Origin of the sequence: Ruegeria sp. THAF57 (genome assembly GCF_903914075.1) — a bacterium.
In the GTDB taxonomy this organism is placed as follows: domain Bacteria; phylum Pseudomonadota; class Alphaproteobacteria; order Rhodobacterales; family Rhodobacteraceae; genus Ruegeria.
Genome location: NZ_CAIWNQ010000001.1, coordinates 92,944 through 118,742, shown reverse-complemented (window position 1 = coordinate 118,742; position 25,799 = coordinate 92,944). Strand labels below are relative to the sequence as shown.

Below are 25,799 nucleotides of genomic sequence, written 5' to 3'. Positions count from 1 at the left end.
GCGTCCTCAGATGTCCAGTGGTCGGATGAAGTTGGCGAAGGAATAAAGCCGGATATTGATGCGTCGCAGGAACTCAAAACTTTTGCCCTGGCCTGTGTAGATCGCCACAGCAGCGTGCCCACCAGCGGGCAAAGTGTGGCCGTCGGGAAGATCGACCGTGATCTGCACCGCAATGCGACCCGGCAATTTGGGCAGTTCAAAACCGGGCAGGCGGCCGGATGGCAGGTATTGACCTTGGCGAGTGGCCCACCAGATCGCCTCGACCCTGCCGGTAAGGATTTCGCCGGGATACAGGTCCAACGCGACCTCGACCTCTTGACCGGGTTCGACAAATTTGAGGTTCTGCTGACGATAAGTCGCAAGAAGATAGGGGTTATCCTTGGTCACAAAGCTGGCGATCGCACCTAGACGAATATCCCCGACAACAAGACCGGGGCGCGCCTGTTGCGACACGATCATCCCATCTTCTGGGGCGTAAATCGTGGTGTTTTCAAGAAAGTACTCGGCCTTTTCCAACTGTGCCCGCGCTTGCAGGATACCCGTATTCACCCCGTCGATCTGAGAATTCAGCGCAAGTTCCGCTTTTTCAAGGTTCGCTTCGGCTTCCTTTATCGAAGCCTGATCTTCGGTGACCTGCTCGTTCCAGCGATCCAGCTCATCCTGTCGCGCGCCGCCCGCGGGAACAAGATTTTCGTACCGCGTTTGCTGTGTCAGAGAATAGGCCAGCTTGGCGTTCGCGCGTTCTACGGCTTCGGCAGCAACGATGACGTCCTGTTCAAGGATCTTCGCGTTTTGCTGCGCGGCAACCAGTTGCGCGTTGGCTTCCTTGACCTCCAAAGAGAAAACGGTGTCATCGAAACGATAAAGCGGGTCCCCTTTTTTGACCTCGGTGTTGGGTTCAACCAAAACCTCCGTCAGGATTGTCGGCTCGGTCAGGCGTGGGACAATCTGGATGGTCGAGCGGACAACATGGCTGTCGATGGAAAACGGCTGAAAGAACCGCAAAGCAACAAGGAAGATCAGCAGCAGGTGTGCGCCCACCCAAAAGGACACGATGCCCCAGGCGATGTTGAAGCGCAGCCATTGCATTTTGAAGAAAATGAACCAGACGAAAATGATGTAGAAAAGCGTAATGCCGAGGGCGACAAACATGGTGTTTCAGTTCCTTTGGCTTAGCTCTTCTGCGTCTCGTCAGGATCAAGCGGATCGCGGTATTCGTCGGTCAGTGTTCCGCCCAACCGTTTGATTTCTTTGCGCACAGCGTCCCGCTCGTCGTCTGGCATACGGCGAATATCGACTGTTGTTCCATCGTGGAAAGCCCAGATAAAGGCATGGACCCAAGGTACAATCGCCAGGAACCCCATCCAGCCCATGATCTTGACCGCCTCGGCATGAGGATGGTTTCGTTTGATGGCGATACGGCCCGGCAGCCCCATAAGGAACAGGAACAGCCCCATAACCGCAGCAAGCAGCAGTATCAGTGCCAGAAAAGTCAGGTAGTCATAGTAGCCAAGCGGCTGCCCCAATAGTCCCATGCTCGTGCCTCCTTGAGGGACGGTTGACCCATCCTCAGTTGTTGGTCCCCAGTTCGTCAATCAGTTTGTAGTCCGTCGGCGGGTCGGCGCAGATGCCGGGGCCGCATTCCAGCAGGGTCGAGATCGCATTCAAGGCGGCCAAGCCCAGCATTATGAAAAATGCAGCCTTCGCCAATGTGCTGCCACCGAACCGCGGCTGATCGGATGTGTCGTCAGCATATTGCCGGTCGAACATCAGCATGATGGCAGTTCCCAGCAGGATCAGGAAAAAGCAGATCGCCGCCCACGTGTAATAGTGATAGCCCAGAACGGGCGAGCCATAGTGACCTGTGCCCGGCACGATATGCAGCAGGATTTGGCGCACAGATACGCTGATACCAAAGAGCGCGGCAATCAGCATCAAGGCATAATGTCGGGGCCGCGCGCCGTATAAAAGGTTCAAACCCAGCCCGACCCCTACGGCGACAAAGCCAACGCGTTGAAGCAGGCAAAGGGGGCAGGGCAGTTCGTACAGGGTCAACTGATAGATATAGGCCAAAAGCAAAACCAGACTGACGGCCAGAGTGCCAAGGGCGTTCAGGTTTCGGGACAGATCAGGTGTCAACGCAGCCCCCTATAGTTGAATCGTCAATTGGCTGGTTGCATGGAATTTGAACCAGTAGACGCTCATCGCAAGAGTGATGAAAAACAACACATTGGCCGCTGTGGTCAATCGAAAGTAATTCAGCCCCATGGTGGCAGTAAGCAACGCAAACAAAAGCGCGATCATGGCCCGGACCCTCCCTGCCGTGCAACGATTGCAATATGTTGTGATAGTGTCAGGCTAAGTCGCACCTGACAAGAACCGGTTTTGGAATAAGCCCCAAATACGGGAATGCAGCGCCTTACTGACCTATATTCAGCCGAGTCTGCCATTCCACGCATTTGTGCTGAAGATCATCAGTCACCGGTAAATCTGTATAGAAAACATCAACCTCAGCGAGTGAAGCTATCCTTGCCGGAGCGGTTCTTTGGAACTTGGAATGGTCCGCTACTAGCAGGGTCTGTCGTGCTTGGGCGATGATTGTCTGGCTGACCCGTACTTCCTGAAAGTCAAAATCCAGCAGGTCGCCTTCTGCATCAAGGGCCGAACATCCAATAACCGCATAGTCGAATTTGAATTGTTCAATTGTCGATATCGTCAGGTTTCCGACCAAGCCCCCATCTGACCTACGCAGGACGCCCCCGGCGACCACGATCTCGCAATCCGTGTTTTCGACAAGGATATTCGCAACGTTCATGTTGTTCGTCACAACCATCAGGTCTTTGTGGTTCAGCAATTGTCGCGCAACCGCTTCGGTCGAGGTGCCGATGTTCATGAAAAGGGATGCGCCGTCTGGGATGTCTTGTGCGCAGGCTTGCGCGATGCGGGTCTTTGTATCCGCATTCAGCGCACGGCGGTCTTCATACCCAATGTTCGAAACACCTGACCGCAACACAGCCCCGCCATGCACGCGGTCCAGCTTTCCCATATCTGCAAGCTCTGACAGGTCTCTGCGAATGGTTTGCACGGTGACATTGAAGGTTTCGGCCAGTTCCTCAACCATGACGCGCCCGTCCTGCTTGGCAATTTTCAGGATGTCAGACTGGCGGAATGAAAGTGACACGGGCATCTCCAACTATATGGCGTATTCGTTTTTGTTCGCTTTGGGTGAAAATGCAAGGGTCTGGTTATGAGCTTGCAATATATGTCAAAAAATTTGACGCCTAGAGTGTTTGCGTCGCCAAATACGAATAAAAACGAATATCAACATTGACGAACCGAGCGCTCACCGGGTTAATGGCGGCGATTAAACCGGCAAAGGGAATCGACTGGATATGGCTGGGCGCAGCGAAGAGGTAACCGATCTTTTCATCATCGGTGGGGGGATCAACGGATGCGGAATCGCCAGAGATGCAGCAGGGCGCGGTTTGTCTGTTGTATTAGCCGAGATGAACGATCTGGCATCGGCAACATCTTCGGCCTCGACCAAACTGTTTCATGGAGGCTTGCGGTATCTTGAGTATTTTGAGTTCCGACTGGTCCGAGAAGCATTGGTTGAGCGGGAAACCCTGTTGCGGGCCATGCCGCACATTAGCTGGCCGATGAGATTTGTGCTGCCCTATCACGAGGATATGCGGTTTGAATCGGATACGCCGACGTCACGCTTGCTAAGTACCTTCATGCCATGGATGCGGGGACAGCGACCGGCGTGGCTGATCCGCTTGGGCTTATTCATGTATGACCACCTTGGCGGGCGGAAAATTCTTCCGGGTACGACCTCGTTGAATCTTCGGACAGCGGCAGAAGGCGGCCCTCTTCAGGACAGATTTGAAACGGCTTACGAGTATTCGGATTGCTGGATTGAAGACTCGCGGCTGGTCGTTCTGAACGCCCGCGATGCCGAGGCCCGCGGTGCGCAGATCATGGTCCGAACCAAAGTGATGTCGGCTGAACGTGTCGATGGTCTGTGGCATGTTACAATCCGCGACGAAATCAGCGGCGAGACGCGGATGATACAGGCGAGGATGCTGATCAACGCTGGAGGTCCATGGGTTGGCGACATCATCCAGACCAAAATCCGTGTGAACTCGCGCGAGGGTGTGCGGCTGGTGCGCGGCAGCCATATCGTGACCCGCAAATTGTTCGACCATGATAAGTGCTATTTCTTTCAGGGCGAAGATGGCCGCATCATCTTCGCTATCCCTTACGAGCGTGAATTTACCCTGATTGGCACCACAGATCAGGACCATCCGAATCCCTCGGAACCACCGGTATGCACCGAGGCCGAGCAGGATTATTTGTGCGCCTTTGCGTCGAAATACTTCAAAACGCCTGTTACGCGGGAAGACGTCGTCTGGACCTATTCCGGTGTACGTCCGCTATATGATGACGGGGCCAGCAGCGCCACGGCCGCCACGCGGGACTATACTTTGAAGGTGGATGCGCAGGGTGGTGCGCCAGTATTGAACGTGTTCGGTGGAAAGATCACCACCTATCGCCGCTTGGCCGAAAGCGCGTTGGAAAAGGTGGCTGAACATTTTCCGAACCTGCCGGGCCCTTGGACGGCTGGCGTCGCACTTCCCGGCGGTGACTTTCCGGTTGACGGTGTGCAGCAACTGATTGCCGGGCTAGAAGCCGATTATTCCTTCCTGAACAGGGCGTGGGCAGAGCGGCTGGTGCGCGCTTATGGCACCGATGCTCGTGTCATTCTTGCAGACGCCAAAAGCGCCAGTGACTTAGGCCAAGAGTTTGGTGCGACACTGACTGAGCGCGAGTTGGAGTGGCTGGCCGAAAAAGAATACGCAAGAACCGCCGAAGACGTTGCGTGGCGGCGCAATAAGCTTGGGTTGAAGCTGACCACGGACCAAATCGACCAGATCGGGCGATGGTTGGACAAGCGGCAAAGATCTGCTTTGTGATCCTCTACACTCTAAAAGGGCCCCACTGTTTCAGCGGGGCCCTTTTTCAATGTTCAGGCTGTTTTTTCAGACGGCCCGGGATCGTTCTTGGTGCCTTTCAGCCACTCTCGCAACCCTTGCAGCAGCGCGTAGAGGACCGGAACAACAATCACCCCGACCAATGTCGCTGCCAGCATACCGCCAAACACCGCGACACCGATTGCCTTCTGACTGGCTGCACCCGCTCCGTTTGCGGCCAATAGGGGCACAACGCCCAGCAGGAAAGACAGGGCGGTCATCATGACCGCGCGGAAACGCTGAAACGCGGCTTCGGCGGCGGCTTCTTTAATCGGCAAGCCGTTTGCGCGCTGTTCCATTGCGAATTCGACGATCAGAATACCGTTCTTGGATGCAAGCCCAACAAGCATGATCATCCCGATCTGCGTATACAGGTTGATGTCGCTGCCCACGATAGCCACCGCAGCAACGGCCCCGAACAGGGCAACCACCACGGATAGAAGGATAGAGACCGGCAGCGTCCAACTCTCGTATTGCCCGACAAGGAACAGATACCCAAACAGGATTGCCAGTCCCAAGATCACGATGACCAACCCGCCAGACGCAAGCTGTTGCTGCGCTGTGCCGGTCCATTCGAAGGCATACCCAGGGGGTAGGGCGGTCGCGGACTCTTCGGTCATCGTATTGATTGCGTCCCCGGTTGATAGCCCTGCGGCAGGAACCGCCGTAACTGTCGCAGACCGGAACAGGTTGTGGCGTTTCAGCAGAACCGGCCCAAGCACGTTTTCAACATCAACCAGTGTTCCAAGCGGCACCATCTCGCCCTTGGTGGAGCGTACATAGAGGTTAGAAATATCCTCGACGTTGTCGCGATAGCTTCCGTCGGCCTGGATCATCACGCGGTAGACCCGCCCAAACAGGTTGAAGTCGTTCACGTAATACGACCCCAATTGCGCCTGCATGGTCTGGAAGACTTCGGCCACCGACACTTGCAGCGTCTTGGCTTTCTCTCGGTCCAGATCAACAAACAATTGAGGCACGTTTGCCCGGAAGGTCGTGTAGGCCTGTGCGATCTCTGGCCGTTGGTTGGCTGAGTACACAAAAGAGCCCACGGCAGATGCCAGATCCTGAGGTGAGCCACCGCCGGTTTGCTGGACTTCCATCTCGACACCGGCCGACATGCCCAAACCTTGAATAGGCGGTGGGTTGAAGGCCACGATCGAGGCTGCGGATTCTCCATTTGCAATCGCCAGCACCTTGCCAAGGATGGCATTGGCGCTCAGGTCGTCTTCCTGACGCTCATCCCAGTTGTCCAAGTTCACAAAGATTGCGGCACCGTTGGTGATCGTTCCATTCAGCAGCGAGAAGCCGTTGATCAGAACCGTGCTTGCGACGCCCGGGATTTGCCGAATTTGGTCGTCCACGCGGCTTGAGACCGTCTCGGTGCGTTCAAGCGTTGCGGCGTCGGGCAACTGGATGTCAACGAACAGGTAACCGTTATCCTCAAGCGGGATAAAGCCGCTCGAAGTTTTTGACATGATTGTCCCTGTCCCCATCGCAAGGGCAACAACGATCCCCAAAGCGATGACCGGCAGGATCAGCAGTTTGCGCACGATCGCGACATAGCCGGATCGAACCGTGCCAATCAACCTTTCGAACAGGGCCAGCAACCCCTTGGGCGGGCCAGAGCGGGCGCGCAGAACAAGTCCGCACAAAGCCGGCGACAACGTAAGGGCGTTGATCGACGAGATGACCACAGCCGTCGAAATCGTTACGGCGAACTGAGAGTACAGCCGCCCTGAAATTCCGGGCATGAAGGTCACAGGTACAAACACCGCCAGCAGAACCAGCGTGGTTGCAATCACCGGCCCGGTGATTTGCCCCATGGCCTTGCGGGTCGCTTCTGCCGGGGGCAACCCCTCATCCGCGATAATGCGTTCCACGTTTTCCACGACAACAATGGCGTCGTCGACCACAATCCCGATCGCAAGCACCAAGGCGAACAATGAGATCGTATTCAGCGACATTCCAAAGGCCAGCAGGAACGCGAACGTCCCGATAAGCGAGACAGGGATCGCAACGGCAGGAATAATAGTCGCGCGCCAACTGCCCAGAAACACGAACACGACCGAGATCACCAGAATGAAGGTCAGGATCAAGGTCGAGACAACGTCTTTCAGAGATTGCTCGACAAAGTCGGTGGTGTTGAACGGAACCTGATATTCCACATCCGTCGGGAACGAGCGGGATAGGCGCTCCAGCTCCGCCTCAACGCGCTCTGATACGGCAAGTGCGTTCGCGCCGGGGGCCTGATAAATGCCGATAACGGTCGCGGGGACGCTTTGGAAATAACCTGAAGCGGCGTAGTATTCAGCCCCCAGCTCGACCCGTGCGATATCCTTGACGCGGACGATCGAGCCCGCTTCCCCGGTTCGAATGACAATGTCACCAAACTCTTCCGCCGACGTCAGTCGACCCTTGGTTTTGATCGTGTATTGGAATGTCTGTCCCTTCGGCACCGGCGGTGCACCGATCGAGCCCGCAGACACTTCGACGTTTTGCTCGCGAATGGCGCTGATCACATCGCCGGGTGTGATAGACAGCGCAGCCATCTGATCTGGGTCCATCCAGATCCGCATCGCGTATTCCAGATTGGTCAGAACATCGGCCTTACCAACCCCCTGAACCCGCGCCAGCGCGTCTTTCAGGTTGATAGAAGCATAGTTCGACAGGAACACGCTGTCATATGTACCTTCGGGCGAAGTCAGCGTGACCAGCAACAGCATGTTCGTCGACGCTTTTTGCGTAACCACCCCAGATGATGTCACCTCGGTCGGCAGCGACGACATGGCCTGCGCCACGCGGTTTTGCACGTTCACCGAAGCGATATCCGGGTCGGTGCCCACCTCGAACGTAATATTCAGCGAATAGCTTCCGTTGTCCGAGGAGGTCGACGTCATGTAAATCATGTCGTCCACGCCGTTTACCTGCGCCTCGATCGGGGCGGCTACGGTATTCTCAACAGTCTCGGCATTGGCCCCGGTGTAGGTTGTCGTCACACTGACCACCGGGGGCGTGATGTCGGGGAACTGGGCGACAGGCAGAACCATATAGCCGATGGCGCCCATAATTGTGAGGACAAGCGAAATAACAAGGGCCAGCTTTGGCCGGCTGATGAACAGGGCAGAGAACATGGGTTATTCTCCCGGCTGCTCAGACGCCACGACAGCGTCGACCGCGACGCCGGGGCGGACCCTTTGCAGGCCCTCGACGATGACGCTTTCTCCTTCGCGCAACCCGTCCTTGACGATCACGGCGGTGCCTTCGTTGTTGCCAGTCGTGATATAGCGCTGTTCGACCATTTGCTGATCGTTGACGACCAGAACGAACTCACCCCGTTGATCACGTTGTAGCGCAGCTTGCGGGATCAGCACTTCGAGCGTGGGTTGCAGGGCTTCGATCCGGACATTCAAAAATGCCCCATCGACGATCAGCCGTTTGGCATTCGCAAACTCGGCCCGCATCGAAATCGCGCCGGTCAATGGGTCGATCCGGTTGTCGACGAACACGATCTTGCCGGTCTCATCCAGTTTTGTTCCGTTCGGAAGGTCGATGTGAACATTCGGGCTTTTGTCGCTTTCTGCAAGGGACGCGGGATTTTCGCCAACCGTTTCCAAAACCGAGGTAAATTGCTTTTCGTTTACCGAAAAATTCACGTAAATCGGCGCTTCGCTGACGATATTGACCAAGGGTGGATTGGTCGGACCAACGACGTCCCCGACGCTTATGCCGACGCGGCCAATTCGACCGTCAAAGGGTGCGTGGATTTCAGTATAGCTCAGGTCCAGTTGGGCTTGTTGAATAGCAGCTTTCGAGGCTTTGACCTCAGCTTCGGCAACCAACTCATTGGCCCGCGCAATGTCGCGTTCCGATTCCGGCGTGGCATCCCGCTCATACAGCTCTTGCTTTCTTGTCAGCTCGACCTTGGCAAGCTCCAGATTGGCTTCGGCACGGTCAAGATCGGCGTTACGGGCGTCTAGTGTCGCCTGATACAGATCGGGTTCAATGGTGAACAACAGATCGCCCTGTTTCACCAGCGCACCATCTTCCACGTTCTGAGATTCCAGAAACCCGCTAACGCGTGCAACGATATCGGCTTTGTTCAGCGCCTCAGCCCGTCCGATGAACGCGGCTTCCTCGGTGATTTCCTGCGTGTAGGCCGCGGCGATGGACACTTTGGGCGGCGGCGCGTCGCCCTGATCCTGAGCGAGTGCAGGATGTGCCAGTCCGATTACAGTCAAAGCCACGGCGTGCCTCAGAAAACTGGGTTCCGCTTTGCTTTGGCCAAGTTTCAACAACGTCGATGCAAGGGACATGGCAATTGCCTCATTAAATTAAACTGTACGCAACCCGGGTTGCCGACCGCGATCCGAGTCGAGTGAACTTTTAGGCAGGATGGCGGGTTTGTTTCTTTTTCTCAAGCATGTTGACGCGTTTCCATCGGATCGCTGGCGGAATTTCTTGCGGCAACGCACAGGGTTACGAGCGCGCTTGCGCGGAAGATCGCGTGCCGGGCAGGTTGAAGGACGTGTCTGAGCGGAAACCTGACAACAAAAAGGGGGCAAATTGCCCCCTTCGTTTTCAATGCTGTTGCGTGGCTTTAGTCGCGTGTACCGGCAAAGCGGGTTTGCCAATCTTCGCGCTGTTCGTCGGTAATTTTGGCGAACAGAACGTCGGGAACAGAAAATTCATGCCCCGCTGGCAATGCGTTCAGCGCCTCGGCTACGTCATCAGGCCAGCTTGTGTCCAGCGTGTTCATCGCGCTCAGCATCTTGGCCGAGGTTTCGGGGATGAACGGGGCGCTAAGCACGGCGTAGAGCCGGATCAGGTTCAGGCCCAGACGTACCTGTGCTGCGGCCTGTTCCGGGTCTTCCTTGAAGGTCGACCAAGGGGCTGCAGATTGCAGATATTCGTTGCCCGCCACCCAGATCGCGCGCAGTTCCTGTGCCGATTTGCGGACCTCCATCGCCTCCATGAACCCTTCATAGGTGCGGACACGGCGGGAGAGTTCCGCGATAAGCTCTTGTTCACGCTCACCAAATGCTCCGCCTTCGGGAACCGCTTCACCGAATTTCGAGCGGCAGAACTTTGTAATCCGACTGACAAAGTTGCCAAGCACGTCGGCGAGATCCTTGTTCACCGATTGCTGGAAATTCTCCCATGTGAACTCACTATCGCTGCTTTCGGGCGCATGGCTCAGCAGCCACCAGCGCCAGAAATCGGCAGGCAGGATGTCCAGCGCTTGATCCATGAACACGCCACGGCCCTGAGAGGTCGAGAACTGGCCGCCGTCATAGTTCAGGTAATTGAAGGATTTCAGGTGGTCGACCATCTTCCACGGCTCGCCTGAACCCAGAATGGTGGCGGGGAAACTGAGCGTATGGAAGGGCACGTTGTCCTTGCCCATGAACTGCACATAACGAACATCATCCGCGCCTTTGTCGGTGCGCCACCAGCGTTCCCATTCGGAATCCGGTTTGCCGCTGGCATCGGCCCATTCCTTGGCGCAGGCGATATATTCGATCGGTGCGTCGAACCAGACATAGAAGACCTTGCCTTCCATCCCCGGCCAGTCCTGATCACCTTTCTTGACCGGAACACCCCAGTCCAGATCGCGGGTAATGCCGCGATCCTGCAGGCCGTCGCCGTCGTGCAGCCATTTCTTGGCAATGGATGTGGTCAGGATCGGCCAGTCGGTTTTGCTGTCGATCCACGCATCTAGTTGATCCTTCATTGCGGATTGGCGCAGATACAGGTGCTTGGTCTCGCGGACCTCAAGGTCGGTCGAGCCGCTGATCGCGCTGCGCGGCTCGATCAGGTCGGTAGGGTCCAGCTGCTTGGTGCAGTTCTCGCACTGATCCCCACGAGCACGGTCGTATCCGCAATTGGGGCAGGTGCCCTCGATATAGCGGTCGGGCAGGAAGCGGCCATCGGCGTTGGAATAGACCTGTTTCTCGCTGACCTCGCGGATCAGGCCCGCGTCGTCCAGTTTACCCGCGAAATGCTGCGTCAGGTGCTTGTTCTGATCGCTGGAGGACCGGCCAAAGTGATCGAAGCTTAGGCCAAACCGGTTGGCAATGTCGGCCTGCACGCCGTGCATCTCAGCACAATACTCTCCTACTGGCTTGCCCGCCTTGGCGGCGGCCAGTTCCGCCGGAGTGCCGTGCTCATCGGTGGCGCACAGGAACATGACCTCATTCCCGCGGCCACGTTGGTAACGTGCGTACAGGTCGGCAGGCAATTGCGAGCCGATCAGGTTGCCGAGGTGCTTGATCCCGTTGATATAGGGGATCGCCGAGGTGATGAGAATCCGAGCCATTTTGTGCTTCCACGTAACTGTCTGCGCGCCCGTCTACATGATGTGACCGGCCAGCAAAACCCCGGCTTTTGCTTACTTGCCAGTTTGGATGTTAAAATCCAGTGTTCAGGGACCGGACTTATGCTCTTCCCGCGACTTCTTCAGTAGCCGCCCGATTGTGAAAGAGGTGCGCGGTGCATAGACGTAATTCGTGCGCTCTTCTGGCGTTGGGCGCGACTGCATCCGGGCCAGACCAAAGACGATCAGCCCGACATGACCAACCGCCACAAACGCAAACAGCGCACCCGGTCCGAATTGTTGAATCAGGGTGGATGAGATGAATGGTGAGGCGATCGCCCCGAGCGCGTACCAGAACATCAATGCAGCAGAAAGTTCGACCCGTTGTTCCGTTGTGGCAAAGTCGTTGGCGTGGGCGGACGAGACCGAAAAGATGGGAAAGGTTGTCAGGCCAAACAATCCTGCGGCCAGCATCACGCCCAACGTCCCGGCTCCGCTGGCTGCCATGGTCACACCACAGCTTAGTACAGCGGCGACCGACAGCCAGATCAACACCCAGCGGCGGTCATATTTGTCCGCCAGCCAGCCCAGAGGGTACTGCGCCAGCGCCCCACCCAAGACAAAGGACGCCAGAAAGAAAGCGATCTGATCTACATCCAAACCAACTTCTTGCCCGTAAACTGGCCCGACCATCCGAAATGATGCCGAGCTTAACGCAGCCACGATCACGCCCGCCACCGCCAAGGGGGAGCTGCGCCAGGCAAGCTTGGGTCGCAATCGCGGCGCGTCAGGGGTTTTCGGCTGGCTTGCCCGTGTCAGGGTCAAGGGCAACAGGGACGCGCAACACAATATCGCCAACAGATTGTACGAGACATAAGAGGCAGGCGGCAAAACGGCGATGATCAACTGCGCGCATAATGACGCGCCCATATCCGCGATCCGGTAAGTGCCCATCGCGCGCCCGCGTGTTTCGTTGGTTACCTTGGCGTTAAGCCAAGCCTCGATCACAGTGTAACACCCAGCGACGCAGGTACCCGATGCGATGCGAAGAACTGCCCAGACATATGGGTTTTCCGTCAACGTATGCCCCAACAGACCCATTGCACCCAAGGCCGTACAGACCGCAAAAGCGCGCGAGTGACCCACGCTTCCCATAAGACGCGGCGCCCACCAGCAGCCGATAAAGAACCCGATGAAATGAGCGGATCCCAAAAGACCGATCTGCTCGGTCGTGAACTCAAGCGTCAGGCCCGAGATGGCATCCAGCGGGCCGACGCCACCTGTGGATAGCTGCAACAGTATGACCGAGAGGAACAGGGCGGCAAAGGAAATGATGGTGCGCATAATGGCCTCAGATTGGCGCATCCTGAGCGGGACGCGCGCAGCTTATCGACTTTGTCACGTCGTTTTTCACCTATCCGATGCGTTTGATGCGGGCCTGAATGTCCAGCCCGACTGTATCCTGCACCAGATCAGCATAGCCGGATGCGCCGAAGTCGTGCCTGTTCAGTGCTCCGGTCAAGTTGATTGAGAGATCGTCAAGATTGCCGGTGTCGCTGCCGCGTTCCCGAAACAGGTTTGCCTGCAGCGCGATCGGGCGGGTGACACCGCGCAAAGTCAGATCGCCGACCACCATCGCCCCGTGAGAGATACGCCCACCTTCGCCTAACAGAATGCTGGTCGACTCGAATTGGATGGTCGGGAAGGCGCCGGCGTCCAGAACGCTTTCGCTTAGCATCGGTTTGCGTGCAAACGGGACTTTGGTGCGTGCTTCGGCAACGCTTAGGACAACTGCAACACGGCTGTTTGGCAGGTTGCGAAGGTCGATCTGAATATCGGCGCTCTGAATCGGCATCGTGCCAGATTGGGTGATGCCGGAGAGTGCAAAGGTAAAATCGACAGAAGTTCCGTCCTTTAGCAGTTCGTAAGGCTGTAACGCGGCCAGTGCGGGGCGGACCATCGGTAGGGTGACAAGCCCGCCCAGTAAGGTACGCCGTGACAGTATGGTCATGCGGGTACCTCTTGCCTGCGCGGGCGTGATCGGTTGAGCAGGGTCAAAAGAATGACGATGTTCAGACCATTCCAGAGAATGCCGTTGATAAATGCCAGTTGGTAATTTCCGGTAAAGTCGTAAATCCACCCGGACATCCACCCGCCTAGGGCCATGCCCATGATTGTCATCATCATGACAAAGCCGACCCGCGCTCCGGCCTCTTGCGGAGGCATGTATTCGCGCACGACCAAAGCATAGCTGGGGACGATCCCACCTTGCGCCAGCCCGAACATGAGGCTGATGACATAAAGGGAAACCATCCCGTCATAAGGCAGGAACAGGAACAGGGCGATGCATTGCAGGACCGAGCCGATCAGCAATGTGTACAGACCGCCCAGCTTATCCGCGACCATCCCCGAGATAACCCGGCTGACCACACCGCCAAGCAGCATCAGCGACAGCATCTCGGCACCGACAGCAGGGCCATAACCAAGCCCAACGCAGTATGAAACGATATGAACCTGTGGCATCGACATCGCCACGCAACAGCCGATCCCGGCTAGACCCAGAATGTATTGCAATGTTCGTGGGGATATGCCGACACTACGCGCGTTGATCTGCGCGTTTGCGGCTGCGGTTTGATGGGCTTCGACCGGAACCTGACGGCGCAGTAGTAGGGACAGGGGGATCACGACGACCAGCGTTATGATCGCCAATGTCAGATAGACCTGTTGCCACCCTTCACGCGCCAGAATGCCGGACAGTAGGGTCGGCCAGATTGCGCCAGACAGATAGTTCCCGCTGGCCACCAGCGCCACGGCAATGCCGCGCCGCTTCATGAACCAGTGCGAGATATCGGCGATCAGCGGACCAAATCCGATCGAGGTTCCCAGACCCAGCAATAGATGAGCCGCAGACAGCAGCGCCATGTTCGGCGCCCATGTTGCAAGCAGGTAGCTGATTGCGCTCAGCGCCGCGGCCCCGATCAGCGCCTTGGTCACACCCAGCCGATCCACTAGTTGGCCCAGCCACATGTTGCCCAACGCAAAGCCGATCATGGATAGGACATACGGGAACGATGCCTCGGCGCGGCCAGCGTCGAACTGCGCCTCGATTGCGGGCATCACCACGATCACGGCCCACATGCCTACATTCGCCACCGTCGCAATGGCGAGCGTGATCAAGAGGCGAAGCCAGGAATAGCGGCTGTCGTGGATCGCGTGGCTCATCCCGGCACGCTAGGGCGCAGGTTTGGTTTTGGCTAGTCACATCTTGCGTGATCTTCCGCCAGTGTCACACGCGGGCGTCTTTGGTTTTTATCTGGCGCAGGTTCAGCCCCACGCGCGGTTTGGTCTGAGTGGCGTGCCAACTGACCGGGGGCAGGGCGCGGGCACGGCTGCGGGTCAGGGTCCAGCGGCGGGCTTCGCCCTTATGTGCAGCCGCCATGTGCCAGCGCGTTTCGACGCCTTGCGCACCCCCATCGCCGGGGGTCAGCAGCAACCCCAGCGGAGCCCGCCCCATCGCGCCGCCCTGTTCGGCGGCCAGATGCATCCGGCGCACGGGTGTCAGGCCGGGCGCACCGGGCAGGTCACCAATCACCAGCGGAATGGCCCCGCTGCGCAGCGCCTCTTCAAGGCACCACAGAACGTCTTCGGCACGGGTGGGGTGGACAAAGATGAACCGGGCCGGATCCGCAAAGGGCATCATCCCGTCGGGGTTTAGCTGACCGGGCTCCCACGCGGGGGAAATCCACAGCACCGGCCCCTGCGCCTGACCCGCCAGCCACATGGCAAAGCTGCGCCGGGCGGGACCGCAGGCTTCGTGCACGCGACCCAGTTGCAGGGTGATTTGCGGATCAAGATTTATGCCCGGCGCTTCACGCGCGGGTTTGCGGCCAAGAAGATGAGTAGACATGCTTTCAATCTAGCATGTTCTCACTTTGTTCTCAATTTGGAAATGCCCTCAGCGGGACAAAATCATTCGACCGTCGGCAAACTGAATGTTCGAGAACCTGTGCAGGTAGTCCATCCCCAGAAGGGACTTGTGCAGTTCACCCTCATTGATCCAGGCCGAGACATTCTGGTCGGTGATCGGACCAACCGTAAAGGTTTCAAGCCGAACGGGTGCTGTCCGGACCTCACCGTTCGCGGTAGCCGCGCGGCCGAAATAGTTCAACTGATCGGGATCAATACCAACGCGGGTGGCGTCCTGTGCGCTCAGTACAATCTGACTGGCACCGGTGTCGACAAGGAAGGTAATCGGCTCTCCGTTCACCACGACGGGCAGATAATAGTGACCGTCATGGGCGCGCGGCACCTCGATCGTTTCGCCCGTTACAGTCATCTGTGGGGCAGGGCCGACGGTCGTGCGAATGTCTTCCCACAGACCCACAACGGCAATCACGCCGACAAAGATGAACACCCAGGCCATCGCCTGTTGCAGCGTTTTGTTCAGCGTCTGCCTGTTCTGCGAGATAAACCAGGCCACAACAGCCGCGCCAAGCAGTCCCAGATACGCTATGCGTGCGATGCTGTCGCCATCCATACTTTCACCATAAACCATGCGCTTGAGTGATATATGGGGAGTCAGGACGCAAATCCAAAGGCTTTGAGGCCGTCCAGAATGAACTGAACGGACAGGGCGGCCAGCAACATGCCAAGAAGGCGGGTCAGGACGTTCAGGCCGGTCTTACCCAGAATGCGCGCGATAACGCCTCCAGACAGAAAAAAGGCGAATACCACGGCCATAACGGCCAGCATGACCACGCAAGCCTCGACAATTCCCAGAACGCCGGGGTGTTGACCGGCCAGCAGAATGATCGTTGCAATCGACCCCGGCCCAGCGATCAGAGGAATGGCCAGTGGAAAGACAGACGGGTCGGGGTGTTCTTCCTCTTCGGCCCGGTCCTCGCGCCGTTTGGTGCGGCGGTCAAACAGCATGTCGAGTGCGGTCAGGAACAGCAGCGCGCCGCCTGCCACGCGGAAGGCGGGCATTGAGATACCGACAAAGCCCAGCACGGCCTCGCCAAAGGCGGCGAAGGCAATCAGGATGCAGACGGCGGTTAGGCAACTGCGGATCGCAGTTTTGCGACGGGTTGCAGCGTCCATGTCCTGCGTCAGCGCCACGAAGATGGGCGTGGTGCCGAACGGGTCAATGACCACGAACAGGGTCGTGAATGCGGTGACGAAAAAGGCCAGATCAATCATGCCGCGCTCTCTGCTTGTTCCAGGCGTTCGGCGGCTGCGACCCACAACGCTTCGGCTTTTTGCATGGCTTCGACCACCTCGGCGAATTTGCGGTTCCACGATTCCAGATCGCTGATCCGGTCATCTTCATACAACGCCGGGTCTGCCAGTTTCGCGGACAGCTTTTCATGCATGTCTGTCAGCTTTTCAATCCGGTCCTCGCATTTTCGCAGATCGGCACGCAGGGCCAGCATCGTGTCACGTGACGGGCGTTTGGGCTTGGCGATTGCGGGCTTTTCCTTCACCGGTTTGTCACGGGCCAGCAGCATGGCACGATATGCCTCAAGATCACCGTCGAACGGCTTGACCGTCCCGTCCGAGACCAGCCACAACCGATCCGCCACCAGTGACAGAAGGTGCATGTCGTGACTGACCAGAACCACCGCGCCGGAATAGGCGGTCAGCGCCTCGACCAGCGCCTCGCGGCTTTCGATATCCAAGTGGTTAGTCGGTTCATCCAGAATCAGCATATGCGGCGCGTCGATCGTCGCGATCAGCAGCGATAGCCGCGCTTTCTGACCGCCTGACAGACGACCGACTTGTGTTTCTGCCTGATCGGCATTCAGTCCAAACCCGGCCAGACGAGATCGCCACTTGCCCGGTGCCTCATCCGGGCGCAGACGGCGCAGATGGTCCAGAGGGGTTTCGTCCACATACAGCTCATCCACCTGATGCTGTGCGAAATAGCCGATGCGCAGCTTGGAACTGCGGGTCATTTTGCCCGCCATCAGGGGCAGGCGGTCCGACAGCAGCTTGGACAGCGTCGATTTTCCCTGACCGTTCTTACCCAGCAGGGCGAGGCGATCATCCTGATCAATGCGCAGATTCAGGCGGCGCAGTACCTCGGTGTCGCCATAGCCTGTGATCCCGCCTTCAAGATGGATGATCGGGGGCGACAGTTCTTCTGGCTCGGGGAAGGAGAACGCGCGCAAGGCGGCCTCCTGCGGGGTGGAAACAAGCTGGATGCGTTCGATCATCTTCAGACGCGACTGGGCCTGAACAGCCTTGGATGCCTTATACCGAAAGCGATCCACATAGCTTTGCAGATGGGCAATACGCGCCTTTGCCTTGGCGTTTTCCGATTCCGCCTGTGCCAGACGTTCGGCGCGGCGTTCGGCGAATTTGTCGTAAGGCACCGCGTAATAGGTCAGCTTGCGGTCTTCCAGATGCAGGATCGACCCCACTGCACGGTTCAGCAGCCCGCGGTCGTGGCTGATGATGATGACCGTATGCGGGTATTTGGCCAGATAGCTTTCCAGCCACAGCGCACCTTCAAGGTCCAGATAGTTGGTCGGTTCGTCCAGGAGCAACAGATCGGGCTGTGAAAACAGCACCGCCGCTAGCGCCACGCGCATCCGCCAGCCGCCCGAGAAATCCGAGCAGGGTTTCAGTTGATCCTCGTCATCGAACCCCAGACCTTTGAGGATCGAAGCCGCGCGCGCCTCGGCCGACCATGCGTCGATATCGGCCAGACGAGTTTGGATCTCGGCAATTCGGGCGGGGTCCTCGGCGCTGTCTGCCTCGGCCATCAGGCTGCTGCGTTCGGTATCGGCGGCCAGAACGGTGTTGATCAGCGAGATATCGGACGAGGGCACCTCTTGCGCCACGCCACCGATCCGCGCGCGTTTCGGCAGTGCGATATTGCCCGATTCCAGTGCCAACTCCCCCCGGATCAGGCGGAACAGGGTGGTCTTGCCGGTGCCGTTCCGCCCCACAAGGCCCACCTTGTGCCCATCGGGAATGGTCGCACTGGCCCCATCGAACAGGGGGCGGCCTTCGACGGCATAGTTGATGTCTTCGATCCGTAACATGAGCCGCTCTTAGCAGAGCCGTGTTGCCGCCGCCAGCGGCTTGGCATGTTCTTTCTGGGTCCGATGTGATAGCGCTGGTCCGATTGGATTTCAGACGGTTTCTTGACCCATGCGAGCGGCCCAGACGCCCCCTTCCTTGGTCACCTTGATCTTTGCGACGGCGCTGTCGGTGCTGTCGCTAAACATGTTCCTACCGTCACTGGCACAGATGGCCGGGGATTTTCAGGTCGACTACGCGCTGGTTAACTTCTCGGTCGCAGGCTACCTGGCGGTTTCAGCGATATTGCAACTTATCGTGGGCCCGTTGTCCGACCGGTTCGGGCGCAGGCCCATAATGTTGATCGGGTTGGGGATATTCACAATCGCCTCGCTGGGGTGCGTGCTGGCGGAGTCGATCTGGGTCTTTCTGGGTTTTCGATTGCTACAGGCGGCAGTGGTGGCCGGGCCGGTTTTATCAAGCGCGTCGATCCGTGACAGATACGCCCCGAATGAAGCTGCCAGCAAACTGGGATACGTCGCCATGGCTATGGCCTTGGCGCCGATGCTGGGTCCGATGATGGGTGGCGCTTTGGATATGCTGTTCGGATGGCGGGCCGGATTCATATTATACACCATGCTGGGGGCAGGGATGTTTGCGCTGCTTTGGCTGGATATGGGCGAGACGAACAGCACGCCATCGGCAACGTTTGCGGCCCAACTGCGCGAATACCCACATCTGTTCCGAGCCCGCCGATTCTGGGGATACGCCTTGTGCGCGGCATTTTCGATCGGCGGGTTCTTTACCTTTATCACCGGAGCGCCCCTTGTGGCCGCCGCTTGGTTCGACCTTAGCCCGGCGTCGTTGGGGCTGGGTATTGGTATTATCACTGGCGGGTTCATGGTGGGGAATTTCATCACCGGGCGGATCGCGGCCCGAACACGTCTAACGACGATGATCCTGATCGGGCGGGTCGTGGCATCGACCGGTCCATTCTGCGGACTGCTGTTATTTTTGGCAGACTTGGGGTCTGTCTGGGTCTTCTTTGGATCGGCGATTTGTGTTGGCTTTGGAAACGGTTTGACCAACGCAAATGCATCAGCCGGAGTAATGTCGGTTCGGCCGAAACTGGCGGGCAGCGCGGCGGGCTTATCTGGCGCGATGATTGTCGCTTTAGGGGCGGTTCTGACGTCAATGACCGGGGCGCTGGTTAGCCCCGAAAACGGTCCGTACCTGGTGCTGGGCATGATGAGCGCGTGCAGTTTTGCAGGGCTGTTGGCCATTTTGTACGTGCGCTGGGTCGACCGTGTAGAGCCGTTGCCCGACGCGATCTGACGGTCAGGTCATCATAACGCTTTTCTTGGGTCAAATACCGTGCTAGGCGGCGCGCGATGGATTTCGGCGCAGCGCGCCAAACACGAAGGAGAGGCCGACATGGCACTGGAACGCACATTCTCGATCATCAAACCCGATGCAACCCGCCGCAACCTGACTGGCAAGATTAACGCCAAGTTCGAAGACGCGGGCCTGCGCATCGTCGCGCAAAAGCGCATTCACATGACCAAGGAACAAGCTGGCAAGTTCTACGAAGTCCACGCCGAGCGTCCGTTCTATGACGAACTGTGTGAATTCATGTCATCGGCTCCGGTCGTTGTTCAGGTTCTGGAAGGCGAAGGCGCCATTGCAAAGAACCGCGAAGTCATGGGCGCAACCAACCCCGCAGACGCGGCCGCTGGCACCATCCGCGCCGAGTTCGCTGAATCGGTTGGCGAAAACTCGGTCCACGGTTCGGACGCACCTGAAACTGCAGCGGTTGAGATTGCTTACTTCTTCTCGGGTATCGAACTGGTCGGCTAAATCGTCGCCGGAACAACTTTAAAAGCCGTCCTCAGAACTTGAGGGCGGCTTTTTCTATGCGGGTTTCAAATCGTCCGGTGACACCCGCACGCCGATCGCATCAAGGTCGGAAATCATTTGCGCCTCGGGCGCCGTTCCAACACTGGCCTTGATTGCGTCAAACCGTTTGCGCAGCGCTTTTTTCTCATCACCTTTGCAATCGTTCCAAGGACGACCCTGCAGCCCCATAACCAGCACGTAATAGCCAATGAAATGCGGGCGTGATCCGGACTGCAGCAACTTGGTATACGCAGCATCCGCGCCCATCTCGCGCAGGTCCTGAGCCGAGTGTATGCCCGCACGCGCGCAGGCCTGTTCAAATGCGGGGCCAAGGTTGCGGATGGATGAAACCGGGTCAGTCATACATGCGTCTTAGCGAGGCTAGTTGCTGCTGTCATCCACTTGTTCCGGCCCCGCATGTAAGGTCAGCCAGATCAGGTGGGGTTTGGCAGGCTTGCTTTTGATGGACGTATGCGATTGCATGACATCGTCCTGTCAAGCGAGGTGCCGATGTCCAAGAACAAGGAATCCGCAGAGAACGAAACCAATGCAAAAAGAATAAATCTCTGCTGCGGGATGGGAACCCCCTCAAGCTTTGCGCGATTGAAGAAGGTGAAAGCGCGCAGAACTTCGTGGAAGTCCTTGTGAGCGAGCACCTTGCAGCGCCCCGGAAGGAACGCACGCTATGACAAGGGCGGACGCTTTGTTCGTTGTTCATGGCGCGTTTGAGCCTTCTTTGCTTACGAAGCCGCTAAAGAAGCTTTGCTTTCGGGTTAAGCCCGCAAAGGCAGCTCAGAAATTTCAGATACTGGACTGCTTTGATCAGTCAATCAGGATGTCCGGAGATGCCTTGGTTGAAACACCTGGGTCGCTGCTGCTTTTTCAATTCAGTGGTGCGGTATTTGCGCAGAACGCCCGGGGGAACGGCGCGTTTGTTCAAGATCTTCCAGACGGGGCTGTAAAGTCGGCTTTGCAGGGCTTTCCCAAATTGCGCGCGTTGACCAGCATTGGAACGGGAACGCTCCGAGTTCACGAGTTTTCGGTTCTGGATGGCTTGCAAAAAACTCAGGTCCGTGGACGAGTGTATGCCTTGGACTCAGAAGCTGACAAAATAAGTATCGTGTCCGTTCAACGGCTGAAAGGATACGATAGTGCATTCAGCGCCGTTTGCACAAAGCTGAAAGGGCTGGCCGCGAAGACGAACGGAGCAGACGCTTTGTTCGGGACGCTCTTTCCTGACGCGGTTCCGTACCGCGCAAAACCGGGTATCGCATTGGGCAAGGAAGAGCCGTCCATCGAGGTGGCAACGGACATCATTAGAACTTTCATAGCCGTCGCACGCCAGAATGAGGCAGGCGTAATTGCAGATATCGACACCGAATATCTGCATGATTACCGCGTATCCCTGCGTCGTGTCAGGTCGGTGTTAAGCCTGTTCAAAGGTGTGTTTTCAACTGAGCAGACGATTGCGCTGAAACATACGTTCTCAGAGTTGATGGCCCCGACGGGACGGGTTCGTGATCTTGATGTATATTTGCTGGATAAAGATAAATATTTCAAAATATTACCTTCCGAACTTCACTTAGGCGCCGAGGCCATGTTCGCGCAGTTTGAAAAAGAGCGTTTGCAAGCCCTCGGCACTCTTTCGCGACGGTTCAAATCTGCTGAATATGATCGTCAGTTGAATGATCTGACCGTACTCTTTTCAGATGTTGGAAGCCTTGCGCCCGGGCCCAACGCAAGTCGGGGGGCCTATGGGTATGCTTGCGCCCTGATTTGGAAACGTTACCGAAAGGTTTGCAAACTGGCGCGGCAGATCACCCCCGAGACCCCGGACGAATTGGTTCATGACTTGCGGATCGACTGCAAGAAGCTGCGATATTTGATGGAGTTCTTTGGGCCTTTGTTCGACGCAGGGGATTTCAAAACAATCATCAAGCCGTTGAAAAAGCTGCAAGATAACCTTGGATTGTTTAATGACTGCTCGGTCCAGCAAGAGGCGCTTTTGGAATTTGTTGCACGGCAAAGTAACTCTCAAAAACGTGCAAACGCTCAACTTGCCATGTCTGTCGGCGGGTTAGTTACCATGCTGTATCAGCGGCAGAAATCAGAGCGCGCCCGCGTCATTGCCAATTTTCAGCATTTCGACAGCCCGAACATCCGACACCTGTTTCGCAGTCTGTTTCACCACAAGGAGGACTAGGGATTGAAGATCATAGCCTGTTACAGCAACAAGGGCGGCGTTGGAAAAACTGCGACAGCAGTCAATCTGGCATATGCCTATGCGAAGGCTGGGAATACGGTTCTTCTGTGTGATCTGGATCCGCAAGGGGCGTCGGGGTTTTATCTGCGCGTCAAACCTTCGAAGAAGCTAACGGATGCCCGGTTCTTCGAGGATGTAGAACGCTTTACCAAATCTATCCGTGCCAGTGATTTCGAAGGGCTGGACGTTCTGCCGGCGAATATGACCTTTCGCGACTTTGATGTGTTTCTGTCTCGGATGCGCAACAAGAGATCGCGGTTGAAGAAAGCTCTGGTCGCGGCAGGCAGCGATTATGACGTGATCATTCTGGACTGTCCGCCAAATTTTTCGACTTTGTCCGAGAACATATTCAAAGCCGCAGACCAGATTGTTGTACCCGTCATACCGACGACACTGTCCGAAAGGACCTTTGATCAACTGGTGAATTTCTTTGATCAGAAAGGACTGCCAAAGAAAAAGCTGCGGGCCTTCTTTTCGATGGTCCAACGCCGAAAGACGTTGCATGTGGAAACGATGATGGTGATGCGAAAGCTGTATCGAAAGCGGTTCTTGCAGGCGTCGGTCCCGTTTGCGGCGGATATCGAGCGGATGGGGCAAAATAGGGCACCCGTCAGCGTCTATGCGGGACGCAGCGCGGCCAGTGCCGCATATCGCGCGCTTTATGATGAGCTGGAAAACGGAGTGGTTTCAGACAAATGACTACCGAAATCGAACGCAAATTCCTTGTGGCTGACCTGCCGGACTTAAGCCGCGCGGACAAGGCCATCGTGCGACAAGGCTATCTGACATCGCCCAACGACTCGGCCGAGTTGCGCCTTAGGCAAAAGAACGATCGGTACTACCTGACCCTCAAGGGCGGTGGCGCAATGGTTCGGGTCGAGCGTGAGACGGAAATTTCAGCCGAGCAGTTCGAAACCTTTTGGCCTGAAACCGCAGGACGCCGGGTCGAGAAAGAGCGCCATACCGGCGTGCTCTCGGATGGGCGTGTGTTTGAACTGGATGTGTTTCAAGGGGACCTAGCCCCGCTGCAACTTGTCGAGGTCGAGTTTTCGACCGAGGCCGAGGCGCTTGCCTTTACGCCCCCGGATTGGTTCGGCGCGGACGTGACGTCGGACAACCGGTACAAGAACAAGACAATGGCGACTAATGGCGTCCCAGCTTGATGGTCGCTTGCAGGCCGGGGTTGCTGTTTGAGGCCATGAAAGCACCGCCATGCATGTGCGAGATCGCGGCAACCAGTGCCAGCCCAAGCCCCGCGTTTCTCTCGGTACGTGCGGGATCAAGCGTGACAAAAGGCACCTGAAGGCGGTGTAACTCTTCGGTTGGAACGCCGGGGCCGTGATCGCGGACGCTCATGCAGGTGAACGGGCCATCCTCGGAAATTGTTATGTCGATGGATGTATCTTCAGGTGCATAGCGCAATGCATTTTCCAGCAGGTTTGACAGGGCCTGCGACAGCAAAGGGCGGTGACCTTGAATTGGGGTTACCGTTCCATTGACGGTGATCTGAACACCTTGATCCGAGGCCACGGGTTCATAAAGTTCAACAACATCGCCAACGAGTTGTTGCAGGTCGACGGTTTCAAATTGCTCGCGTCCCACACCGGCCTCGGCGCGCGAGATGTCAGTAAGCTGACCCAACACCCTGAGAACATGATCAATTTCCGCTGTGGCTCGTGCCACATCAATCTCGCGGTCCAGATCAGTTTTGCTTGGGTCGGACAGGGTTTCAATTCTCTGGCGCAGGCGCGACAGAGGGGATCTGAGGTCGTGTGCGATCGAGTTTGAGGTCGTGCGCAGGTTGCTGATCAGTTCCTCGTTTTTGTCCAGCATGGTGTTGAGCGTGCGGGCCACCTGATCAAACTCATCACCTGTCCCGCGTAGGGGCATACGCCGGGACAAGTCTCCGGACACGATATTCTCGGCGGTGCTGGCTATGTCTGACAGGCGAGAGAACACCAGTCGTGTAAACAACCACCCTGTTAAGACACTGAGCGCAAGGGCAATCGCCAGTGCTATGCCAACCGAGCGTAACAGAACTCTGTCAAACTGCTGCCGCGCCAGGGCGTCCCGTCCGACCAGCAGACGTTCACCACCCGGTAAGCGGATCGAGGCGGCGGAAATGGGGACCAGTTCATCATTGTCGGCGCGCCGAAGCTCAAGATCGACCCATCCGCTGCCGGCGGTGACGTCCGCAGGCCATTGTTTGAGGTTACCTGCAAGTTTCGCGCCGAAGCGATCGGTTAACAGGTACAGTGCATCCCTCTCGGACGCTGAGGGCAAGCGGCGTTCGATGGCCGTCAACAGACCGATAAGGCCGCGCCTTTCGTATTCATCGGCCAACCCGGTCAGTTCGGCGGATACAACCGATCGTGTTTCACCTTCGATACTGCGGTTCGCCGTGACATAGACCAAAGCCAGCACCGTCGCGGTCAGCAAGGTGCTGAGGACCATGCTGGCGAAAACCAATCTCGTTCGGGAATTATTGAAGGAAAGTTGAAGGTTATCCATCAGAGATCATGTAGCCGGCACCCCGGACGGTTTCAATCAAAGGCGGTCCGCCACCTTCATCCAACTGACGGCGCAGTTTTGAGATATGGACGTCAACCACGTTCGTATTCGGGTCGAAATGGTAATCCCAAACACCTTCAAGCAGCATCGTGCGCGACACCACGCGGTTCTTTCTACGCAGAAAATACTCTAGGATCTGGAACTCGCGCGGGGTCAGCGAAACCTCGTGCCCGTCGCGTGTGACCTTACGGGTCAGCAGGTCCATCTCAAGGTCGCGGCATGTCAAGGTCGCGTTTTCTTCGGCCTCTTGGGGGCGCCGCAACAACGCTTCGATCCGCGCGTGTAGCTCTTGGAAAGAGAACGGTTTTACAAGGTAGTCGTCCGCGCCCGAACGCAACCCTTTGACCCGCTCATCAACTGCGCTCATCGCTGTGAGCATCAGGACGGGGGTCTTCAAACCCGCGGCCCTAAGGGATCGGATCAGCGACAACCCGTCCAGCCCCGGCAGCATCCGGTCCAGCACAATGGCGTCAAATCCACCGTCTGTGGCATGATACAGACCTTCACGGCCATCAGCGGCCTGTTCGACCACGTAGCCTTCTTCGCCAAACCCTTTGGCGATGAACTCGCGGGTGTCTTCATCGTCTTCAACGATCAGCAGGCGACGGCTCATGGTCCGAACTCCTTTCTACCGGTATATAAACACAAAATTTCGGGTAAAGCACTGGTTTTAGGGAAAGAACGTGCCGGGTGC

At 57.2% G+C, this 25,799-nt stretch carries 24 protein-coding genes; 6 read left to right on the top strand and 18 right to left on the bottom strand.

What is annotated here, in order from left to right; translation table 11 throughout:
* Positions 1-6 precede the first annotated feature (6 nt).
* The 5 genes from RUESEDTHA_RS00545 to RUESEDTHA_RS00525 form a co-directional block, all read right to left on the bottom strand.
* Positions 7-1,152 carry an HlyD family secretion protein gene (locus RUESEDTHA_RS00545; protein ID WP_180883533.1) on the bottom strand — a complete coding sequence of 382 codons (1,146 nt, stop codon included), beginning with the start codon at positions 1,150-1,152 and terminating at the stop codon, positions 7-9.
* Between the two features lie 20 nt (positions 1,153-1,172).
* The gene (locus RUESEDTHA_RS00540) at positions 1,173-1,535 is read right to left on the bottom strand and encodes a DUF3302 domain-containing protein (protein WP_170383924.1); all 363 of its coding nucleotides are present in this window, start codon (positions 1,533-1,535) and stop codon (positions 1,173-1,175) included.
* A gap of 34 nt (positions 1,536-1,569) precedes the next feature.
* Complete coding sequence (locus tag RUESEDTHA_RS00535; RefSeq protein WP_171239399.1) at positions 1,570-2,139, bottom strand: disulfide bond formation protein B; 570 nt, start codon at positions 2,137-2,139, stop codon at positions 1,570-1,572.
* 9 nt (positions 2,140-2,148) lie between these two features.
* Positions 2,149-2,304: a DUF5993 family protein gene (locus tag RUESEDTHA_RS00530; RefSeq protein WP_171121178.1), complete on the bottom strand. Its 156-nt coding sequence runs from the start codon at positions 2,302-2,304 to the stop codon at positions 2,149-2,151.
* Positions 2,305-2,419: 115 nt separating this feature from the next.
* Positions 2,420-3,181, bottom strand: a complete 762-nt coding sequence (locus RUESEDTHA_RS00525; RefSeq protein WP_180883532.1) for a DeoR/GlpR family DNA-binding transcription regulator — start codon at positions 3,179-3,181, stop codon at positions 2,420-2,422.
* 211 nt (positions 3,182-3,392) lie between these two features.
* Here RUESEDTHA_RS00525 and glpD point away from each other — a divergent pair, with 211 nt between their 5' ends.
* Positions 3,393-4,976 carry a glycerol-3-phosphate dehydrogenase gene (glpD, locus tag RUESEDTHA_RS00520; RefSeq protein WP_180883531.1) on the top strand — a complete coding sequence of 528 codons (1,584 nt, stop codon included), beginning with the start codon at positions 3,393-3,395 and terminating at the stop codon, positions 4,974-4,976.
* A gap of 53 nt (positions 4,977-5,029) precedes the next feature.
* On the opposite strand, the gene RUESEDTHA_RS00515 is transcribed toward glpD, so the two are convergent.
* From RUESEDTHA_RS00515 to RUESEDTHA_RS00470, 10 genes are all read right to left on the bottom strand, one after another.
* Entirely contained in the window at positions 5,030-8,167 is a 3,138-nt protein-coding gene (locus tag RUESEDTHA_RS00515) for an efflux RND transporter permease subunit (RefSeq protein WP_180883530.1), read from the bottom strand.
* A gap of 3 nt (positions 8,168-8,170) precedes the next feature.
* A complete protein-coding gene (locus RUESEDTHA_RS00510; RefSeq protein WP_180883529.1) occupies positions 8,171-9,349 on the bottom strand; it encodes an efflux RND transporter periplasmic adaptor subunit in 1,179 nt (392 codons plus the stop codon).
* Positions 9,350-9,633: 284 nt separating this feature from the next.
* Positions 9,634-11,352 (bottom strand): methionine--tRNA ligase, encoded by a 1,719-nt coding sequence (metG, locus tag RUESEDTHA_RS00505; RefSeq protein WP_180883528.1) that lies wholly within the window; start codon positions 11,350-11,352, stop codon positions 9,634-9,636.
* Positions 11,353-11,457: 105 nt separating this feature from the next.
* Positions 11,458-12,693 carry an MFS transporter gene (locus tag RUESEDTHA_RS00500; protein WP_171123006.1) on the bottom strand — a complete coding sequence of 412 codons (1,236 nt, stop codon included), beginning with the start codon at positions 12,691-12,693 and terminating at the stop codon, positions 11,458-11,460.
* 70 nt (positions 12,694-12,763) lie between these two features.
* Entirely contained in the window at positions 12,764-13,360 is a 597-nt protein-coding gene (locus RUESEDTHA_RS00495) for a YceI family protein (RefSeq protein ID WP_180883527.1), read from the bottom strand.
* A complete protein-coding gene (locus RUESEDTHA_RS00490) occupies positions 13,357-14,571 on the bottom strand; it encodes an MFS transporter (protein ID WP_180883526.1) in 1,215 nt (404 codons plus the stop codon). Before RUESEDTHA_RS00490 ends, RUESEDTHA_RS00495 begins: the two co-directional genes overlap by 4 nt.
* A 64-nt stretch (positions 14,572-14,635) precedes the next feature.
* On the bottom strand, positions 14,636-15,256 hold the full coding sequence (locus RUESEDTHA_RS00485) for an ImuA family protein (RefSeq protein WP_180883525.1): 621 nt from the start codon (positions 15,254-15,256) through the stop codon (positions 14,636-14,638).
* A gap of 48 nt (positions 15,257-15,304) precedes the next feature.
* A complete protein-coding gene (locus tag RUESEDTHA_RS00480; RefSeq protein WP_180883524.1) occupies positions 15,305-15,886 on the bottom strand; it encodes a TIGR02281 family clan AA aspartic protease in 582 nt (193 codons plus the stop codon).
* Between the two features lie 41 nt (positions 15,887-15,927).
* Positions 15,928-16,548: a MarC family protein gene (locus RUESEDTHA_RS00475; protein ID WP_171121189.1), complete on the bottom strand. Its 621-nt coding sequence runs from the start codon at positions 16,546-16,548 to the stop codon at positions 15,928-15,930.
* Positions 16,545-18,398, bottom strand: coding sequence for an ABC-F family ATP-binding cassette domain-containing protein (locus RUESEDTHA_RS00470; RefSeq protein WP_180883523.1), 1,854 nt, complete (start codon positions 18,396-18,398; stop codon positions 16,545-16,547). The genes RUESEDTHA_RS00475 and RUESEDTHA_RS00470 overlap by 4 nt, the downstream gene beginning before the upstream one ends.
* A 109-nt stretch (positions 18,399-18,507) precedes the next feature.
* Between RUESEDTHA_RS00470 and RUESEDTHA_RS00465 the strand changes: the two genes are divergently transcribed.
* Together RUESEDTHA_RS00465 and ndk are read left to right on the top strand one after the other, a co-directional pair.
* On the top strand, positions 18,508-19,710 hold the full coding sequence (locus RUESEDTHA_RS00465; protein ID WP_180883522.1) for a multidrug effflux MFS transporter: 1,203 nt from the start codon (positions 18,508-18,510) through the stop codon (positions 19,708-19,710).
* A 99-nt stretch (positions 19,711-19,809) separates the two neighbouring features.
* The gene (gene ndk / locus RUESEDTHA_RS00460; protein WP_170352964.1) at positions 19,810-20,232 is read left to right on the top strand and encodes a nucleoside-diphosphate kinase; all 423 of its coding nucleotides are present in this window, start codon (positions 19,810-19,812) and stop codon (positions 20,230-20,232) included.
* Between the two features lie 54 nt (positions 20,233-20,286).
* On the opposite strand, the gene RUESEDTHA_RS00455 is transcribed toward ndk, so the two are convergent.
* Entirely contained in the window at positions 20,287-20,634 is a 348-nt protein-coding gene (locus RUESEDTHA_RS00455) for a TfoX/Sxy family protein (protein WP_171210652.1), read from the bottom strand.
* Positions 20,635-21,121: 487 nt separating this feature from the next.
* Between RUESEDTHA_RS00455 and RUESEDTHA_RS00450 the strand changes: the two genes are divergently transcribed.
* Genes RUESEDTHA_RS00450 through RUESEDTHA_RS00440 form a run of 3 tightly spaced genes read left to right on the top strand, consistent with a single transcriptional unit; the run spans position 21,122 to position 23,697 of the window.
* Positions 21,122-22,474 (top strand): CHAD domain-containing protein, encoded by a 1,353-nt coding sequence (locus RUESEDTHA_RS00450; protein ID WP_180883521.1) that lies wholly within the window; start codon positions 21,122-21,124, stop codon positions 22,472-22,474.
* A 3-nt stretch (positions 22,475-22,477) separates the two neighbouring features.
* A complete protein-coding gene (locus tag RUESEDTHA_RS00445) occupies positions 22,478-23,233 on the top strand; it encodes a ParA family protein (protein WP_180883520.1) in 756 nt (251 codons plus the stop codon).
* Positions 23,230-23,697: a CYTH domain-containing protein gene (locus RUESEDTHA_RS00440; RefSeq protein ID WP_180883519.1), complete on the top strand. Its 468-nt coding sequence runs from the start codon at positions 23,230-23,232 to the stop codon at positions 23,695-23,697. Before RUESEDTHA_RS00445 ends, RUESEDTHA_RS00440 begins: the two co-directional genes overlap by 4 nt.
* Here RUESEDTHA_RS00440 and RUESEDTHA_RS00435 read toward each other — a convergent pair.
* Entirely contained in the window at positions 23,678-24,988 is a 1,311-nt protein-coding gene (locus tag RUESEDTHA_RS00435) for a HAMP domain-containing sensor histidine kinase (RefSeq protein ID WP_255431568.1), read from the bottom strand. The genes RUESEDTHA_RS00440 and RUESEDTHA_RS00435 overlap by 20 nt on opposite strands.
* Positions 24,989-25,037: 49 nt before the next feature.
* Positions 25,038-25,718: a response regulator transcription factor gene (locus RUESEDTHA_RS00430; RefSeq protein WP_171121197.1), complete on the bottom strand. Its 681-nt coding sequence runs from the start codon at positions 25,716-25,718 to the stop codon at positions 25,038-25,040.
* Between the last annotated feature and the right edge of the window lie 81 nt (positions 25,719-25,799).